This window comes from Haemophilus parainfluenzae, assembly GCF_900450995.1.
In the GTDB taxonomy this organism is placed as follows: Bacteria; Pseudomonadota; Gammaproteobacteria; order Enterobacterales; family Pasteurellaceae; genus Haemophilus_D; species Haemophilus_D parainfluenzae_O.
In genome coordinates, this window is sequence record NZ_UGHY01000002.1 from 1,332,295 (window position 1) to 1,348,498 (window position 16,204).

General features: G+C 35.9%; 20 protein-coding genes. 11 read left to right on the plus strand and 9 right to left on the minus strand.

The window, feature by feature from the left end; translation table 11 throughout:
- Positions 1–64: 64 nt before the first annotated feature.
- The 8 genes from DX522_RS06750 (at position 65) to rplA (ending at position 5,562) form a co-directional block, all read left to right on the plus strand.
- The gene (locus DX522_RS06750; protein ID WP_115179798.1) at positions 65–418 is read left to right on the plus strand and encodes a helix-turn-helix domain-containing protein; all 354 of its coding nucleotides are present in this window, start codon (positions 65–67) and stop codon (positions 416–418) included.
- Complete coding sequence (locus DX522_RS06755) at positions 406–1,224, plus strand: IS3 family transposase (protein ID WP_262054291.1); 819 nt, start codon at positions 406–408, stop codon at positions 1,222–1,224. Before DX522_RS06750 ends, DX522_RS06755 begins: the two co-directional genes overlap by 13 nt.
- 116 nt (positions 1,225–1,340) lie before the next feature.
- Positions 1,341–1,922: an ATP-dependent Clp endopeptidase proteolytic subunit ClpP gene (gene clpP / locus DX522_RS06760; protein WP_049364030.1), complete on the plus strand. Its 582-nt coding sequence runs from the start codon at positions 1,341–1,343 to the stop codon at positions 1,920–1,922.
- Positions 1,923–1,931: 9 nt separating this feature from the next.
- On the plus strand, positions 1,932–3,170 hold the full coding sequence (gene clpX, locus DX522_RS06765) for an ATP-dependent protease ATP-binding subunit ClpX (RefSeq protein WP_115180249.1): 1,239 nt from the start codon (positions 1,932–1,934) through the stop codon (positions 3,168–3,170).
- Between the two features lie 122 nt (positions 3,171–3,292).
- Complete coding sequence (gene secE, locus DX522_RS06770) at positions 3,293–3,709, plus strand: preprotein translocase subunit SecE (RefSeq protein ID WP_115180250.1); 417 nt, start codon at positions 3,293–3,295, stop codon at positions 3,707–3,709.
- 1 nt (position 3,710) lies between these two features.
- Positions 3,711–4,268: a transcription termination/antitermination protein NusG gene (gene nusG / locus DX522_RS06775; RefSeq protein WP_115180251.1), complete on the plus strand. Its 558-nt coding sequence runs from the start codon at positions 3,711–3,713 to the stop codon at positions 4,266–4,268.
- A 171-nt stretch (positions 4,269–4,439) separates the two neighbouring features.
- Positions 4,440–4,868, plus strand: a complete 429-nt coding sequence (gene rplK, locus DX522_RS06780) for a 50S ribosomal protein L11 (protein WP_014064251.1) — start codon at positions 4,440–4,442, stop codon at positions 4,866–4,868.
- A gap of 4 nt (positions 4,869–4,872) precedes the next feature.
- Positions 4,873–5,562, plus strand: a complete 690-nt coding sequence (gene rplA, locus DX522_RS06785) for a 50S ribosomal protein L1 (RefSeq protein WP_005695230.1) — start codon at positions 4,873–4,875, stop codon at positions 5,560–5,562.
- Positions 5,563–5,905: 343 nt separating this feature from the next.
- Here rplA and DX522_RS06790 read toward each other — a convergent pair whose 3' ends face one another.
- The 3 genes from DX522_RS06790 to DX522_RS06800 form a co-directional block, all read right to left on the minus strand.
- Complete coding sequence (locus tag DX522_RS06790) at positions 5,906–6,445, minus strand: hypothetical protein (protein ID WP_262054180.1); 540 nt, start codon at positions 6,443–6,445, stop codon at positions 5,906–5,908.
- A gap of 2 nt (positions 6,446–6,447) precedes the next feature.
- Complete coding sequence (locus DX522_RS06795; RefSeq protein ID WP_115180252.1) at positions 6,448–7,428, minus strand: hypothetical protein; 981 nt, start codon at positions 7,426–7,428, stop codon at positions 6,448–6,450.
- Positions 7,429–7,639: 211 nt separating this feature from the next.
- Positions 7,640–8,731 carry an IS1595 family transposase gene (locus DX522_RS06800; RefSeq protein ID WP_115180253.1) on the minus strand — a complete coding sequence of 364 codons (1,092 nt, stop codon included), beginning with the start codon at positions 8,729–8,731 and terminating at the stop codon, positions 7,640–7,642.
- A 232-nt stretch (positions 8,732–8,963) separates the two neighbouring features.
- Here DX522_RS06800 and DX522_RS11670 point away from each other — a divergent pair, with 232 nt between their 5' ends.
- Positions 8,964–9,140: a hypothetical protein gene (locus DX522_RS11670; protein WP_161801355.1), complete on the plus strand. Its 177-nt coding sequence runs from the start codon at positions 8,964–8,966 to the stop codon at positions 9,138–9,140.
- 86 nt (positions 9,141–9,226) lie between these two features.
- Here DX522_RS11670 and DX522_RS11675 read toward each other — a convergent pair whose 3' ends face one another.
- The 5 genes from DX522_RS11675 to DX522_RS06820 are packed head-to-tail and all read right to left on the minus strand — an operon-like array spanning position 9,227 to position 14,022.
- Entirely contained in the window at positions 9,227–10,018 is a 792-nt protein-coding gene (locus tag DX522_RS11675; RefSeq protein WP_262054181.1) for a hypothetical protein, read from the minus strand.
- Complete coding sequence (locus DX522_RS06810) at positions 9,999–11,417, minus strand: restriction endonuclease subunit S (protein WP_115180254.1); 1,419 nt, start codon at positions 11,415–11,417, stop codon at positions 9,999–10,001. The genes DX522_RS11675 and DX522_RS06810 overlap by 20 nt, the downstream gene beginning before the upstream one ends.
- 41 nt (positions 11,418–11,458) lie before the next feature.
- Positions 11,459–13,480, minus strand: a complete 2,022-nt coding sequence (locus DX522_RS06815; protein WP_115180255.1) for an N-6 DNA methylase — start codon at positions 13,478–13,480, stop codon at positions 11,459–11,461.
- Between the two features lie 36 nt (positions 13,481–13,516).
- The gene (locus tag DX522_RS11680; RefSeq protein WP_261493073.1) at positions 13,517–13,654 is read right to left on the minus strand and encodes a hypothetical protein; all 138 of its coding nucleotides are present in this window, start codon (positions 13,652–13,654) and stop codon (positions 13,517–13,519) included.
- Between the two features lie 35 nt (positions 13,655–13,689).
- The gene (locus tag DX522_RS06820; RefSeq protein WP_115180899.1) at positions 13,690–14,022 is read right to left on the minus strand and encodes a helix-turn-helix domain-containing protein; all 333 of its coding nucleotides are present in this window, start codon (positions 14,020–14,022) and stop codon (positions 13,690–13,692) included.
- Positions 14,023–14,153: 131 nt separating this feature from the next.
- Between DX522_RS06820 and DX522_RS06825 the strand changes: the two genes are divergently transcribed.
- Positions 14,154–15,191, plus strand: a complete 1,038-nt coding sequence (locus DX522_RS06825) for an IS1595 family transposase (protein ID WP_115179874.1) — start codon at positions 14,154–14,156, stop codon at positions 15,189–15,191.
- Positions 15,192–15,195: 4 nt separating this feature from the next.
- Complete coding sequence (locus DX522_RS06830; RefSeq protein ID WP_115180256.1) at positions 15,196–15,618, plus strand: hypothetical protein; 423 nt, start codon at positions 15,196–15,198, stop codon at positions 15,616–15,618.
- A gap of 27 nt (positions 15,619–15,645) precedes the next feature.
- Here the strand turns inward: DX522_RS06830 and DX522_RS06835 are convergent, their stop codons facing one another.
- Complete coding sequence (locus DX522_RS06835) at positions 15,646–16,104, minus strand: hypothetical protein (protein WP_070592550.1); 459 nt, start codon at positions 16,102–16,104, stop codon at positions 15,646–15,648.
- Positions 16,105–16,204 lie beyond the last annotated feature (100 nt).

Sequence of the window (16,204 nt, forward strand, 5' to 3'; positions counted from 1 at the left end):
TCGTTTTGATCTGCACCCCAAAAGTTGGACTCAACAAACCAACAATTGAGGTGCAGATTTTTTTATGGGTAAACACTACACAATCGAATTTAAATTACAGGTTATTCAACCTATTTTGAATGAGAAAATGAGTATTAGAGAAGCCGCGCGTTTTTACAATATTCCCTCCAACACCCTAGTCGGGACATGGTTGAAACGGTTTGAAAAAAGTGGCATAAAAGGACTGATTCCCCGTAAACCATCAGGACGACCACCAATGAAACCCAAATATGCCAGAATGCCACCGCCACCCAAAACTGAAGAAGACCGTTTACGCCTGAGAATTTTACAGCTTGAAGCGGAGGTAGCCTACCTAAAGGAGTTGAGAAGGCTCAGGCTTCAGGACGAAGCCGAGCAACGGAAATTATCCAAAGGTTAAGAACACGTTATCCGTTAAAATGGCTTTTAGGCTTTTCACAGTTAGCGCGTAGTACGTTTTTTGCGAAACGTCAGATTAAACCGGATAAGGATGAGCCGCTGAAAAAGGCCATTAAACGCATCAAAGCCAATCATCCTGATTATGGCTACCGACGTGTTCATGCCAGCTTGCCAGGCGTGAATCATAAAAAAGTTCAACGTTTAATGCAGACACTTGGGCTTCAAGTGCGGTCAAGAAAAAGCAAGAAATTTACGACCTATCGTGGCACGATAGGGGTGATTGCCCCAAATCATATTGAACGTAATTTTAGCGCAACAGCCCCGAAACAAAAATGGGTGACCGATATCACCGAGTTTAAGGCGAAAGATGGGAGTAAAGTCTATTTATCTCCAATTTTAGACTTATTTAACAATGAGATAGTCTCCTATAATCTCAGCTATTCCCCAAACTGGGCACAAGTAGAGGACATGTTAATGCAAGCCGTCAAAGGATTAAATAAGGCTTGTGGTGTCATTTTGCATTCAGACCAAGGCTGGCAATATCAAATGGTAGCTTATCGTCGAATCTTGGCTGAACATGGCATCATTCAAAGTATGTCGAGAAAAGGGAATTGCTTAGATAACGCCGCGATGGAAAGTTTCTTTGGGCGATTAAAAACGGAATGTTTTTATGGTCGGGAATTTAAAACAAAAGAAGAGATAGTTGATGCTGTCAGAGATTATTTGGATTACTATAATCATCGACGGATTCAACTAAAATTAAAAGGACTGAGTCCGATACAATATCGAAAACAATCCTTTAAATAACAGTCTAACTTTTTGGGGTCAGATCATTTTTTTAAATGAAAAGCGACCGCATTTTGTTTTTACTGATTTTCGGGTAGAATATCGCCCGATTTTTTAGCACATATTTAGGGGCAAAAATGAGTGTAATTCCTATGGTTGTCGAACAAACCTCTCGTGGTGAACGTTCGTATGACATTTATTCCCGCCTATTAAAAGAGCGCGTGATCTTCTTGAGTGGTGAAGTGGAAGATCGTATGGCAAATTTGATCGTGGCACAGCTACTTTTCTTAGAATCAGAAGATCCGAAAAAAGACATCAATATTTATATTAACTCACCGGGCGGTTCAGTGACTGCGGGTATGGCAATTTACGATACCATGCAATTTATTAAACCGGATGTGCGTACTCTTTGCATTGGTCAAGCTTGCTCAATGGGCGCATTTTTACTTGCAGGAGGTGCAGCAGGAAAACGTGCTGCATTACCGAATGCACGAGTGATGATTCACCAACCGTTAGGTGGTTTCCGTGGACAAGCATCAGATATTCAGATCCACGCGCAAGAAATTTTAAAAATCAAACAAACCTTAAACGAGCGTCTTGCTTTCCATACAGGTCAAAGCATCGAACGTATCGAAAAAGACACCGATCGTGACAACTTTATGTCGGCAGAAGAAGCAAAAGCTTACGGCTTAGTGGACGATGTGTTGATTAAACGTTAAGGATTTAACATGACAACAAATGATAACGATCTTCACTGTTCTTTCTGCGGAAGAGAAAAAAGTGAAGTAGGTAAATTAATTGCAGGTACAGATGGTTATATTTGTAACGAGTGTATCGAGCTTTGCCACAGTATGTTGGAAGACAGTGGAGAAATCGAAACACCTAGCGAACTGGCAGTTGAAGAAAAATTACCGACACCGCACGAAATTCGTGCGCACTTAGATGATTATGTGATTGGGCAAGATTATGCGAAAAAAGTCTTGTCAGTGGCGGTTTACAATCACTACAAACGCTTACGCACAAACCACCAAAGCAATGATGTGGAATTAGGTAAAAGTAACATCTTGTTAATCGGTCCAACAGGTAGCGGTAAAACCTTATTAGCACAAACCTTGGCGCGTCGTTTAAATGTGCCTTTTGCTATGGCCGATGCGACGACGTTAACTGAAGCCGGTTATGTGGGCGAAGACGTCGAAAATGTTCTGCAAAAATTATTGCAAAACTGCGATTATGATACGGAAAAAGCAGAGCAGGGCATTATCTATATTGATGAAATTGATAAAATTAGCCGTAAATCAGAAGGTGCGTCTATTACTCGCGATGTGTCTGGTGAAGGTGTGCAACAAGCCTTGTTGAAATTAATTGAAGGCACTATTGCGTCTGTGCCTCCACAAGGCGGACGTAAACACCCTCAACAAGAAATGTTGAAAGTGGATACCTCAAAAATCCTCTTTATTTGTGGTGGGGCATTTGCCGGCTTAGATAAAATTATCGGTAAACGAACACAAACTGATACCGGGATTGGTTTTGATGCGAAAGTAGAGAAAGAAGAAGAGAAAGAAAATCTTTCTGAATTATTCCGCCAAGTTGAGCCGGATGATTTAATGAAATTCGGTTTGATTCCAGAATTTATTGGTCGTCTTCCGATGATTGCACCATTAAGCGAATTAGATGAAGAAGCGTTAATTCAGATCCTTACTCAACCGAAAAATGCACTGACCAAACAATATCAAGCATTATTTGGTTTAGAATATGTGGAACTTGAATTCACCCCAGAAGCATTAAAAGCGATGGCGAAAAAAGCCCTTGAACGTAAAACCGGTGCACGTGGTTTACGCTCAATAGTTGAGGCTGTGTTGTTAGATACGATGTATGATTTACCTTCAATCGAAAACTTGCAAAAAGTGATTGTGGATGAAGAAACTATCGTTGATAACAAACCACCGAAGCTCGAATATAAAAACTAATAGAAAGTGCGGTTGTTTTTTTCTAACATTTTTCATAGGCAATCCCGAAAGAAAATGCTACAATCGCACGTTCTGAAATTAATCTAAAAATTATTTATCCCTTATTTTATACGGATTCACTTATGGCAACTGAAATTGTTGAGAAAAAGAAACACGACCAAGAACAAGTCGTAGAAGGAAAATCAAAAGGCTTAAATACGCTTCTTTGGGTTCTTTCTGTGGCATTTTTTACTGCTGCAGCGATTGGTAACGTTTATTTTAAAGACGCCTTCTCTTTACCTGTACGTGTAGTTGGCGTAGTTGTCGCTTTATTAATTGCCTTTGGTTTAGCTGCAATTACTAATCAAGGTACAAAAGCTCGTACATTCTTTAGCGAAGCAAAAGTTGAAGGTCGTAAAGTGGTATGGCCAACTCGTGCAGAAACACGTCAAACAACTTTAATCGTTATTGGGGTAACCGTGCTTACCTCTTTATTCTTCTGGGCAATTGATTCAATTATCATTGCATTGATTAACTTCTTAACTGATTTGAGATTCTAAAATGAGCGAAACTGAAAACGTATCCAAAAAACGTTGGTATGTATTGCAAGCATTCTCAGGCTTTGAGAGTCGTGTCGCAATCACATTGCGTGAATATATCAAACAACAACAAATGGAAGATCAGTTTGGTGAAGTGTTAGTGCCGACTGAAGAAGTCGTTGAAAACGTGGCAGGTAAACGTCGTAAAAGCGAACGTAAATTCTTCCCTGGCTATGTATTAGTTGAAATGGCAATGAATGATGACACATGGCACTTAGTGAAAAGCGTACCACGTGTAATGGGTTTTATCGGTGGTACACCAGATAAGCCTGCGCCAATTTCTAAACGTGAAGCGGATTTAATTTTAAATCGTTTAGAGCAAAGTGCTGAAAAACCACGTCATCGTAAAGAATATCAACCAGGTGAAGAAGTACGTGTGACAGAAGGTCCATTTGCTGACTTTAATGGTACGGTTGAAGAAGTGGATTACGAAAAAGGTCGCTTAAAAGTGTCTGTATCTATCTTCGGTCGTGCAACACCAGTTGACCTTGAATTTGGTCAAGTGGAAAAAACACGTTAATTTCCCTTTTCCAAAATAAGAAATTTAATGGCCGCACTTAAAAAATAAAGTGCGGTTGTTTTTCGAGTAGTTTTTCTGCTTGAAATTTCGAGGCTGATTAATTAAAATACAGCCTTTCATTAACAGGGGAGCCGATTTCGGCGTTATCACCCATTTAGAGGAAACTAAAAAATGGCAAAAAAAGTCCAAGCATACGTTAAGTTGCAAGTTGCAGCTGGTATGGCAAACCCATCACCACCAGTTGGTCCTGCATTAGGTCAACAAGGTGTGAATATCATGGAATTCTGTAAAGCATTCAACGCTCGTACTGAGAGCTTAGAAAAAGGTTTACCGATTCCAGTTGTTATCACTGTATATGCAGACCGTTCATTCACTTTCATTACTAAAACTCCACCAGCAGCAGTATTATTGAAAAAAGCTGCAGGTATCAAATCTGGTTCTGGTAAACCGAACAAAGATAAAGTGGGTAAAGTAACTTTAGATCAAGTTCGTCAAATTGCTGAAACTAAAGCAGCAGATATGACTGGCGCGACTATCGAAACTAAAATGAAATCAATTGCTGGTACTGCTCGCTCAATGGGCTTAGTGGTGGAGGAATAATACGATGGCTAAATTGACTAAAAAAATGAAAGCAATCAAAGCTGGCGTAGATTCTACTAAAGCATACGAAATCAACGAAGCAATCGCGTTATTAAAACAATTCGCAACGGCTAAATTCGTTGAAAGTGTTGACGTTGCAGTAAACTTAGGTATCGATCCTCGTAAATCAGACCAAAACGTTCGTGGTGCAACTGTATTACCACACGGTACCGGTCGTGAAGTACGCGTAGCTGTGTTCACCCAAGGTGCTAACGCAGATGCAGCTAAAGAAGCTGGCGCTGATTTAGTAGGTATGGAAGATTTAGCAGAGCAAATCAAAAAAGGCGAAATGAACTTTGACGTTGTTATCGCTTCTCCTGATGCAATGCGTGTTGTTGGTCAATTAGGTCAAGTATTAGGCCCACGTGGTTTAATGCCAAACCCTAAAGTTGGTACCGTAACACCAAACGTTGCTGAAGCAGTTAAAAATGCTAAATCTGGTCAGATCCGTTATCGTAACGATAAAAACGGTATCATTCACACAACAATTGGTAAAGCAAACTTCTCTGAAGTTCAATTAAAAGAAAACCTTCAAGCATTATTGGCTGCTTTAAACAAAGCAAAACCAACTACTGCAAAAGGTATCTTTATCAAGAAAGTAAGCATCTCTACAACTATGGGTGCTGGTGTGGCTGTTGATCAAGCTTCACTATAATTAAGCGTTCAAACTTAATTCAAATTAACCGCACTTTGGGTAACTAAAGTGCGGTTATTTTTTGTGTTCTTTTCCGGTATTATGTAGCAGTTGCACAAAGACCAAAATTTAAACAAAACCGTACAAAAATGCCCTTATTTCGATAAGGGCATTATTTTTATAAATGTATCTTACAGAATTCTACTTATTTTTCCATTTATCACTTTTCCGTTTTCTTCTAAACAGTCTTTCTCGTGGCTCTTCTAACAATATCTGTTGCATTATCGCAGATTTAGGTTGAAATAGTCACTTTTGGTTTTAGACAAAATTAAATAAAAATAGCGAGTGATACTCGCTATTTATATCAATTATGAATCCTATCAATTAGGAAAAATAAACCTAACAGAGTAACAAATATTATATTAAATAGAAATGTAAGATATATAAAAGAAAGTAATTGTTTAAAATATATATAATAATCAGAATTTATTAATGATGTAATATTAGGTAATGATAATTGCGCTAAACCACCTAAGAAATATAAAAATATACTCATAAATGCCAGATAGCCAAAAAGATGAGTTAAAAATAATCTTCTTGTTAAATTTTTACCTCCTAATTTTGGAGGTGTTCCTGACATTACTTGATCAATTTCAGGTCTAGAGAATGTTGCTACAGCTGCTAGTGAAGCGATATAAAATCCTGATAATATCTGTAATATACCATTTACTAGATTAACAATACTAGAATTACCAAGAAAACGCATAGGATGTTCTAAATTAGAATTAACTATTATAAATAATAGAGAGCATAATATAGGTAGTATATAATCAAATACTCTTTTCTCTCCATGCTTTATCTTTAAATACCGCAAGGGTGATAAGATCTTTCCCAATACAGACATAATTATCTCCGTATATCTTTTTTCAAGATATTAATCATCTTGTTCACTAATTCTTGATGTATATTGTTTTGACACGAATTAATAGGATCCGATAATTGCACTTTTTCTCTAGAGGCAAATTGAGCCTTTGCTACATCATCAAAAGCATCTTCATAACTGCTGATACTTGTATTTTCTGAGGGTATATTATAATAAGTAGAAGATACTCTATCATTTTCAGATTTAGTTATTTTCAATCTAGAGAACCCTTTTTCTTTAGCGAAATTTGCTACTTTAGTTATAGCATCTAAGGCTGTCTTTCCAACAGATTTATTTTTTCTTTTTATTACCAGTCTCTCTTCCTTAATAACTGTTGTCCCCTCTTCATCTAATCCTGATAATCTTTCTGTTCTGATTGCTGAAATATCGCATAAGTAGCCTTTTTTAAACGACTCTTCAAAACTACTAGATGCAAAAAAATCAATATTGAAAATTGGTCGACAATCTATCTCTGCATTGTTTTCTAGCTTTCTTAAAAAACTAAATTTAGTATGCTTTTTAGTAAAATGAGTTAATATCTCAGCGATGGTACTTTTAGTTAAGCCCGGAACTTCTTCTAAAACTGCTCGATATTGAGTTTTTAAACTAGGCTCGTATGGCTCTACATCAATTACTATATGTGCCGTTACTGCAATTCCTTCATTCGCATTCTTTTTCACAATTCTTGTAACTCCTGTATGAAGATGAGAAAAAGAAGGATCAGATGCTTTTCCATTAGAAAATTGCACTAAAATAACTAAAAATTTATCATCTATTAGTTCAGTCTTAACAATATTAAAGGAAACAGTGCCGTGTTGTCTTAGATAAACTTCATTAGGTAGAATTTTAGAAAATGGCTTTATTAGTTCATCCATTGGTATAGAAGGAGCATCCTCAGGCGTAGAATCAAGAGTAACCTCACATTCCACAACAAATCTTTCCATATCAACTAACATTAAGCTCATTAAATAACCTATACCTTATTTTGTTTAATTTATGGGAGCTATTATAGAATTTAGTAAGATTTTTTTCTACAAAAATAGCTTGTCATTTATATTTTAGCCCATTCTTACATAAAGGTTTTGAAGGTTTTATAGTCCATCTTTTTTAACATATACATTAAGTGGCGTGTGTGTCATGGTTTCCATCATTGTTCCTTATGTTGTTTTAAATTATTTAGGCTACGGCTAAATATTGGTTATCGTTTGAGGCTTCCAAACACAAACTTTCTAATCCGAATTTTGCCGTAGGCTTCTTATTTCCCTGCCAGTAACCGGTTAAATCTCGTGAAGGTCTCGCTTTCAAACAGCGTTTTAGTACGTTGTCGAATTTGTCTTTATCTGACTGGTAACGAAAATCCTCACGCCATGCAGTTTCATTCGCATAGTGCATCATGTAATTATTTCCCATCTTATGATACACACCCATAATCATTCTTCTAAATCTTGCAAAGAAGGATTCTGCTAGGTTATTAGTGGTGCCGTCAATCGAACAATACTCTTGTGAATGATTTACGCGACATAAGTCATAGTGAAATGCCAAGCCATCATAAGCAGGATTTTCATCAGCGCAAATTGTAGATTTTGGTGCGACTAAGCGATGTGTTAAAGCAAGCATATCATCAGCATTTTCCTCTTTAACTAATGCAACGAGAGTGCGGTCGGCTCCTTTTATTATTTCCTGATTTGCAGCTTGTTGACGGAAAACCATAACGCAGGATTTATCTTTACGTTGGTGACATCTCTTACGTCTATCAATTCGCTTATGTTTAAAATTTTTGGGGCGAAGGTAGTTATTCACATAACAACCATCAATATGAATAATGCCAGTGAGTGCTGTGTAATCTTGCGTTTTTTCAACTGCTTCACGAAATTTATGTAGTAACGCCCATGACGTTTTATATTGCACACCAATATGATGAGATAAGTTAAGAGCAGAAATACCTTTACTATTGATAGTGAAATAATAAACCGATAACAGTAGCTTTTTTAGGGAAAGTTTAGTGTGCTGAAAAATTGTACCACTTTTTACAGAAAAACGATGTTGGCAATGCTTGCACTGCCATTGCTTACGAGAAGAAATAAAATAGGCTTTATGCTCAATCTGGCAACGAGGACATTGAACAGTATGAAAACAATGAGAATTTCCCCAACGAGCATTTTTTAGAAGAATGAGTATTTCTGTATCAGATAAATCGTAAATAGCGAACGCAGAGAGGTTGCGAAGTGCAGAAAGTAAAAGTGGTGATGTTTTCTTGTTGTTTTTCATTTTTTCGTTCAACGTGCATAATCAACTTTCAACTTATTGTTTTGTAGCCAATAAGTCATGTTTCTCTTGCTAAATTGGTTGAACAAATTAAATATAAAAAAAGCAAACGAGAAGATTTGCTTAAAAGTGGGAATATTCTAGTTCAAAATTTACTTAGTTTGCAATAAAAAGATGCCCTTTAAAGCTCTTATCGCCATCACTATAACAGCAAGAATATTGATTAATTAAGGTTATGAGCCATGTGAATTTCCTTGTGTTGCAAGGTGTTAGCCAAACGCTGGAAATGAGAAATCGCCCACTTGAAAATCTTAAGTCAGCTCAAAGCGTTTGGGTTTTGAATACCTATGAACACTACAAGGAAATCATGCTAGAAATCAATAAACCGAAAGGCATAATGCTTGCCAGTTAGCCGAGTAATTGGCTTAGTGATTTACTGGGGCTTACTAAAAGTATTGAGCAAGACTATTATAAATGTATTCACACAACAATTTTATATTAAAGTCCAATAACTAATTGTCTCATTACTCTATACGCCGCTTCGTAAACTTTATTTGTATCTTTATCAGGGGCAATTTCCCCGTGAAATAAAGCATTTCTTAAATTATAAATTATTTCTAAAGTAGCTTTATAAATTAAATCTTCATTATCAATAAACTGATATTCTCCAATCTTTAAATAAGGCTCAGATTTTGTTAATAATGAAATCTTTTTTCTTGGATTAGCTTCTTCAAAAATTCCATTGATCTTACGTTTCTGAGAATCACTTAAACATTTAAATTCTTTGTCACAATTAAAATGCGCTAAATCATACTCGTTGTGAGTATAGCATAATACAGTTTTTTTACTTGAATTCTTCACTGTGGCAGTGACTCTTTTTATACCAACTCGTTCTAATTCAATATGAACGTGATATGAAATATTTCTATTAGAATAGTTTTGTGTTAAATTTTTTTTATCTAGCTCTACCATAAATTCTTCAAAATATAGTCTATCTCCGCCATATACTATATGATTATTTAATAAACAATAATGGAAGTGAGCGAGATTATTTTTAAAGTACGAGCTATCTTCATTATTTCCATTTAGTAAACTTAAAAATCTCTTCCTAAATAAGCATTCTGGAGATGATTTTATTTGATTAATGGCTTCTCTATCTGTTTTTAAGTTAGGATAAGAATTTTTATACCAAGCATTAAATGAAATCCAACTTTTAACAAAATATGTGAAGTAATCTATATCAGATAATGACTTCCATTTTTCTATATTATCAGTGTACATTGCAGTCATTAGTTTGTTTTCCTTTTATAAAATCCAAAGCTGATTCTTGATCTTTTTCAATTGCTAACTCAACAGCTTTCTTAGCTTTTTCTAACAATCCTTTACTCTTAATACGTAAGTAATTAGATTGTCGGATTAAATCGGCGATTTGGGTTTGAATTTTCTCTTCTACATTTGGAATAACAATTTGTTTAATATCATTTGCAGAAATATTTGTTTGAACGCCACCAGTTCCCATACGCTCTAATTGATATTTTCCGATAATCGAATTAATGATGAGCGGCAATACCTCGACATTAATATTTTGAGGAGAGATTCGCATGATTCTTTGATTTACTACCGCATTTACACCTTTAGGCACTTTACAAGAGTTTCCAATAGTACCAGACATTGATATTAGTATGTCATTTTCATTTGCAACATCTTTAGAACTTAAACTAATATCTCCTTGTGGAATCAACATAGCATTAGATATATCTAATGTGCCATTCCCGATATTATTAATTCGGATTAAAGGGATTCCCGTTTCTGTATATGTCTCACTTTTGTAAGCAAAACCAGTTGAAAAATCTTTAATAAAATAATCTAAGGTATTATATCCTTTAGGATAGCTCTTGATTTTATCTATCAATTTTTCATACTTTTCCTGATAAAACTCCGCATCCAGCCTACCCGATGTACCGAAACTGTTGGAAAAGGATTTGATATTGACCTTTTGTAATGGCGGGTTGAAGTCTTTTAAACCTAAATGCTCTAAAAGCAGGTTTTGGGCTTGCTCGTAAACTATTTTTGATTGACGTAATTTTTGATGAGCCAATTCACATTGCCCTTGAATACTTTCATGAAATTCATCATCAAAAACAGGTATCAACATCTCATTTATCTTGTACACAAATAAACTTAGCTGAACATTTCCTGTTGATTCTCGCAGAGATTGAAATCGTCCATATTTTGAATTTAAAAATGTAGAAAGATAATAAGCAGGGATATTTTCTTTTATACGGATAATTCCAACATGACGATCCGAATTTGCTGGTAATTGTTCTTGTTGAACAACCGCTGTATTTCCAATTGTTCCGACTGTTGAAATAATGACATCATTTAGCCTTAATGCCGTTTTAGGATTTTCTTTATGCTGTTTAGTCGAAATATACGCATTTCCAGATAAATCAAAATAATTATCTTTTGGCGATTTAGCTGAAATCAAATTGATTTCACTGTTTTCACAAAAATCGATTGAACTGTGAATCCCATCTGTAACACTCGCAATCTCTGAAATACGCTTATACTTCCACTTTTTGATTTGACTCAATAGCTGAATATTTTCTTTCTTAAAAAATTCAGCATCTAATCTTAATTTGTTATGTTCAAAAATTAATTCGGAAAATTTAACAACTTGAATCTCCACCCCCCCCAACAACCGCTGATATTTCGTGGCATCAAAGGGGCTTAGGGCTTTCCCACAAAAGACAATTTTTCTTTTTTAGCAAATTCTAAAAAGGCTTCAGCTATCCCATCTTGAGTTTTACCATCGTGGTTAAACAGGTCGTGCTTAACGATTAAATGTCCGTGGCTATCCAGCAAAGGTGAGCCATCTTCATTACGGACAAAGATTTTATCGCCGCTGTTGTCTTTACTCGGTTCTTGCATGGTAGCAAAGAAAATCGGGTAATCTTCGACTTTCGGGCAAAGTTCATCATGCCATTTTTGTACGAATAAAACGCTGGTTTTGGTGCCAGTATGTGGTTTAAATACGTTCCCATGCAAACCAACTACGGCAAGGATGCGACAACGTTCCGCAATAAATTCGCGGATGGCTTTATCGGAGCTATTATTGAAACGCCCCTGCGGTAATACAATTGCCATTCGTCCCCCATCTTTTAAGAAATCCAGATTGCGTTCGATGAAGAGAATATCACGCCCAACTTTAGTTTGAGCTTTGCCATTGGGCTTTTTGCCCAGTTCATATTTCGCCAAAATGCGACTTTCTTTAATGTCACCAGCAAAAGGTGGATTTGCCATCAATACATCGAATTTAAAATCTCTATTACTATCCTTACTTGCTCGAAGCTTTCTGATTTTTTTCCAGCCTTCCCCATAGGTATCCAGCCATTCAGTATCTCCAACAATCTCTTTTTTTGTATTGCCTGTTTTTTCATCCCAGCGTTCCCAATCTAAAGTATTTAAATGAAGAACATTCGTCTGTCCATCACCTGCAATAAGATTTAATGTTCTTGCAACACGTACTGCTTTTTCATCAAAATCTATTGCAAAGACTTTAGTGGTTACATAATCTGTACACTCAATAGGTTTTGCTTCACTGGTAAATAAATGGCTCTTATGTAATCCTTTCTCTTTAAGGATTTGTTCCCATACATGAAAAATTGTATGTACAGGGAATCCACAACTACCAGATGCAGTATCAATTATGCTTTCATCCTTTGTAGGATTAAGCATTTTTACACACATATCAATGATATAACGAGGAGTAAAATACTGTCCTTTCTCGCCCTTGCTTGATTTACTTATTAGATATTCGAAAGCTTCATCGACTACATCTAAGTTAGAATTGAATAATTTCACATCTTGAAGTGATGACACACAAACAGATAAATGTGATGGCGTAAGTTGAATTTTTGCATCTTCAGAGAATACACCTTCCCATTTTTCATTCGCTTTTTCAAATAAAGATTGAATTTTATTTTTTAATTCAATTTCTGTATTACCATTATTTCTGAACTCTAAATATCGATCTTTATTTCTTCCACTTTGCATTTCATCATAAAGTTTTGTGAAGATAAGTTTAAATACTTCTTCGAATACATCTATTCCTGCGTTCGCTAGAACTTCATCCTCCATTTCTAGAATAAGATCTTTTAATGATTTTCTCTCATTGACTAATTTATCACGTTTAATTAGATCACTTATTGTGTAGCGCTCGTTTAATATATCTGAAAGTTTTTCATTTACATTAGGGATATTAGGTATATCTTCAAAATAGTTAGGATCTTTGCGGTGATAAAATGAAATTGACTCACCATTTGTCCAAACTCCCATCGGTGAACCAGTAGCGTTGCAATAAGATTTTAATTGTTCTTTACCATCTTTTAATTTTGGTTTTTTTAATTCAACGATAATATAAGCTGAACCTATATTATCTTTATCTTGAATAATAATATCCGCACGCTTTTCTTCTCTACCAAAATTTACCGCACTTTCCACGCTTATTCTATCTATTGGATAACGGTATTTATTAATAAGAGTAGATAAATATAGCTGTCTAATAACCTCTTCAGGAGTTAGTTTGATTTCTTTTTTTCGGATAAGACAAGTGACAAAATAGACTGTTTTTTCTTTTTGTTCTTTTAAAATTATTTTTTCTTCTAATTCCCTAATTTGATCTTGCGTAAATTGGGTTAATTTATATTGACTATCTTTAAGGATGGTTTCTAATTTAATAGTGTTAGTCATTAGAAACCTCCCATAAGTTTTGAAAGGTTGGTATAATTAGGCTTGTAGGCTTGTAGGCTTGTAGGCTTGTAGGCTTGTAGGCTTGTAGGCTTGTAGGCTTGTAGGCTTGTAGGCTTGTAGGCTTGTAGGCTTGTAGGCTTGTAGGCTTGTAGGCTTGTAGGCTTGTAGGGACATTTTTGTTCCTTATTGAGTTAGTGTAAAATTAGTATTTATTGTTTTTCTGATATTTCTTTAAAAGAAATAGCAAAGGCATCCTTTAAATTTTCAGGCATAGTACGATAGTCCGCAATCAGCTTTTCTTCTTGCGCTGAGATAGTATTTTTTGGCATTACAGCTTGAAACATCTCTCCTTCACCACTCACGAGCCAGTTCAAATTCACGCCAGCTTTGGCAATGCCTGACATTCCTTCTGCATTAGGCTCACGTTCACCACCGATATAGCCCTGCATCGTACGATAAGCTATTCCTGCCTGCTCTGCAAAATCTGTAATTTTCCAATTTTTAGCTTCACAAACTTGTCTCAATCTTTCTGATATACACATTTGAGCGTTCCATTTTCGATTTAAAATTGACAAATTACGCAAACGAGCGTATATTTGTTTTCGGTTTAAACGCATTTTATCACGTTTGAGCATATTTAAAATCTCTATTAACATAAATTTTAAACAAGACGATGACTCAGCATTTCTTACTTTCTAGCAAAGCTCGCACGCTTTCTTCCTACGAGATTGCACAACTCTCGGAAGAAGAAGCGTATGATTTGCTTTGTGAATTAAGATGGGGTGGAAAAGAGTTTATCACTTGTCCTAAATGTGGGGTACAACACAAGCCTTATTATATTTCTACACGCAAACAATGGCGTTGCAAATATTGTAATCATACTTTCAGCGTCACTTCTGGCACCATTTTTGCCAATCGCAAGAAACCGATTAAGGTTTATCTCTATGCTTTAATGGAGTGGGTAAATGCCGTCAAAGGCTTATCTTCCCTTCAATTAGCGCGTAATGCAAAACTTAATCCTCGCACGGCATTTGTTTTATCACATAAATTCCGCAAGGCGTTATTAGAAAGTCGTGATATGAACCCCCTTTCAGGTGTAGTGGATATGGACGGCACTTATGTGCATCCTGCACCACGTAAAGCGAATAAGAAAGCTGACCGCATTGACTATCGCTTAAAGGAAAATCAGAATCCTGATAAACGTTGTGTAATGGTTGCTCGTGAGCATTATTCGCCAGAAGAAAAAGCCAGTAATGCGCTGCATTGTGGAGCAAAACGTTCTCACGTTTTTGTGGCACATACAGAATCGCAATCAGTAGTGAAAAGTTTTGCTGAAAAATTCATTAAACCTAATACGCAAATCAATACCGATGAAAGTACGGCTTATGATGTCTTGTTGCCTTACTATAACTTGAGAACGGTAAACCATAAAGAAGAATATCGTAGTGACTTAGGTGTAACAAACAATCAGGCAGAAAGTCTATTCAGTCGTTTTAAGCGTATGTATTACGGACAAGTTCACCGAATCAGCAACGAATACTTACTTAACTATGCTAATGAAATTGCGTACCGTGAGGACAATCGCCGTACTTCAAATAAAGCGCAGTTTATTGATGTATTAAGTCGATGTTTGAAAACCACCAACGATAACAATGAATGGTGCGGTTATTGGCAGCGTAAAATTATTCATCAAGAAGTGATTTGGCAGTAGATATATGGCATATAACCTAGATAAGAAGCTCAAAGAATTTGAGTTTGAGCGTAAACAAGTCTTGCATCATCTTGCGTTACTTGAGGCGAATATTGCCACATTAAAACGTGCTATTGAGCTTACTCAAAAGGAAAGTGATGTAGCCCTTTATAATACGGACAACTTTGTGTACCGTTCCAAATATAAGCTCTTTAAAGGGAAAATTCGTAAATACATCGTACAAATGATGCGAGAAGCACCCAATAAAGCCTTTACAATAGCCGAACTCACGCAACGCATTTTCGATATTGAACAAAATCCTGATACACCATCTGAAAAGCACCTTGATTCCGTTCGTAAACAACTGAATGAGTTTTATAAAAGAGAATGGATTAATAGAGTTCAAATCAGTCGAAATGAGGTTCACTGGCAATGGAAACAAAAATAGCGGTATTTCTACCGCTATTTACTATCCTTACTCAAGTGTTCTCAATCGCCAATGTTGTGAGTTATCTATTAAGCATTTTTCCACTAACGATTTATACTTTAAATAGTTTAATGTACAAGCAATCGTTTGTGATTGTTTATACGGTATAACTTCTTCAATCTCTTGCCCATCTAACTTCATCGCCTGATATGTAATCTCCTTCACACTTAACCATTTTGAAGGCTCTTGTTTTAGTACCTGAGCAATCAACTGTTGAGGTGAAGTTTGGAAACGAAGATTTCTAAATTTGGGGTTTGACGGTAAAGGCGGTTCTTCTCGACCTTTTGCGTGATTTAATGCCACACGATAGTCTGAAATCTTCCGATCAAGATCTTTTAATTCTTTATGGAGTTGCTTGATTTGCGCTGCAATTTCTTTCTTTTCGGTTTCAATTTCTTCAATCGCTTCTTCAAGCGCATTTTCCAAAGTTGATTTTTGTTTTGTCATTGACTATTCTTACCTTTCGTAAATAAAAGATAAGAAAATGTAGCAGAAACAACAAATTAAATCTTTGTGCAACTGCTACATAATACCGTTCTTTTCAATA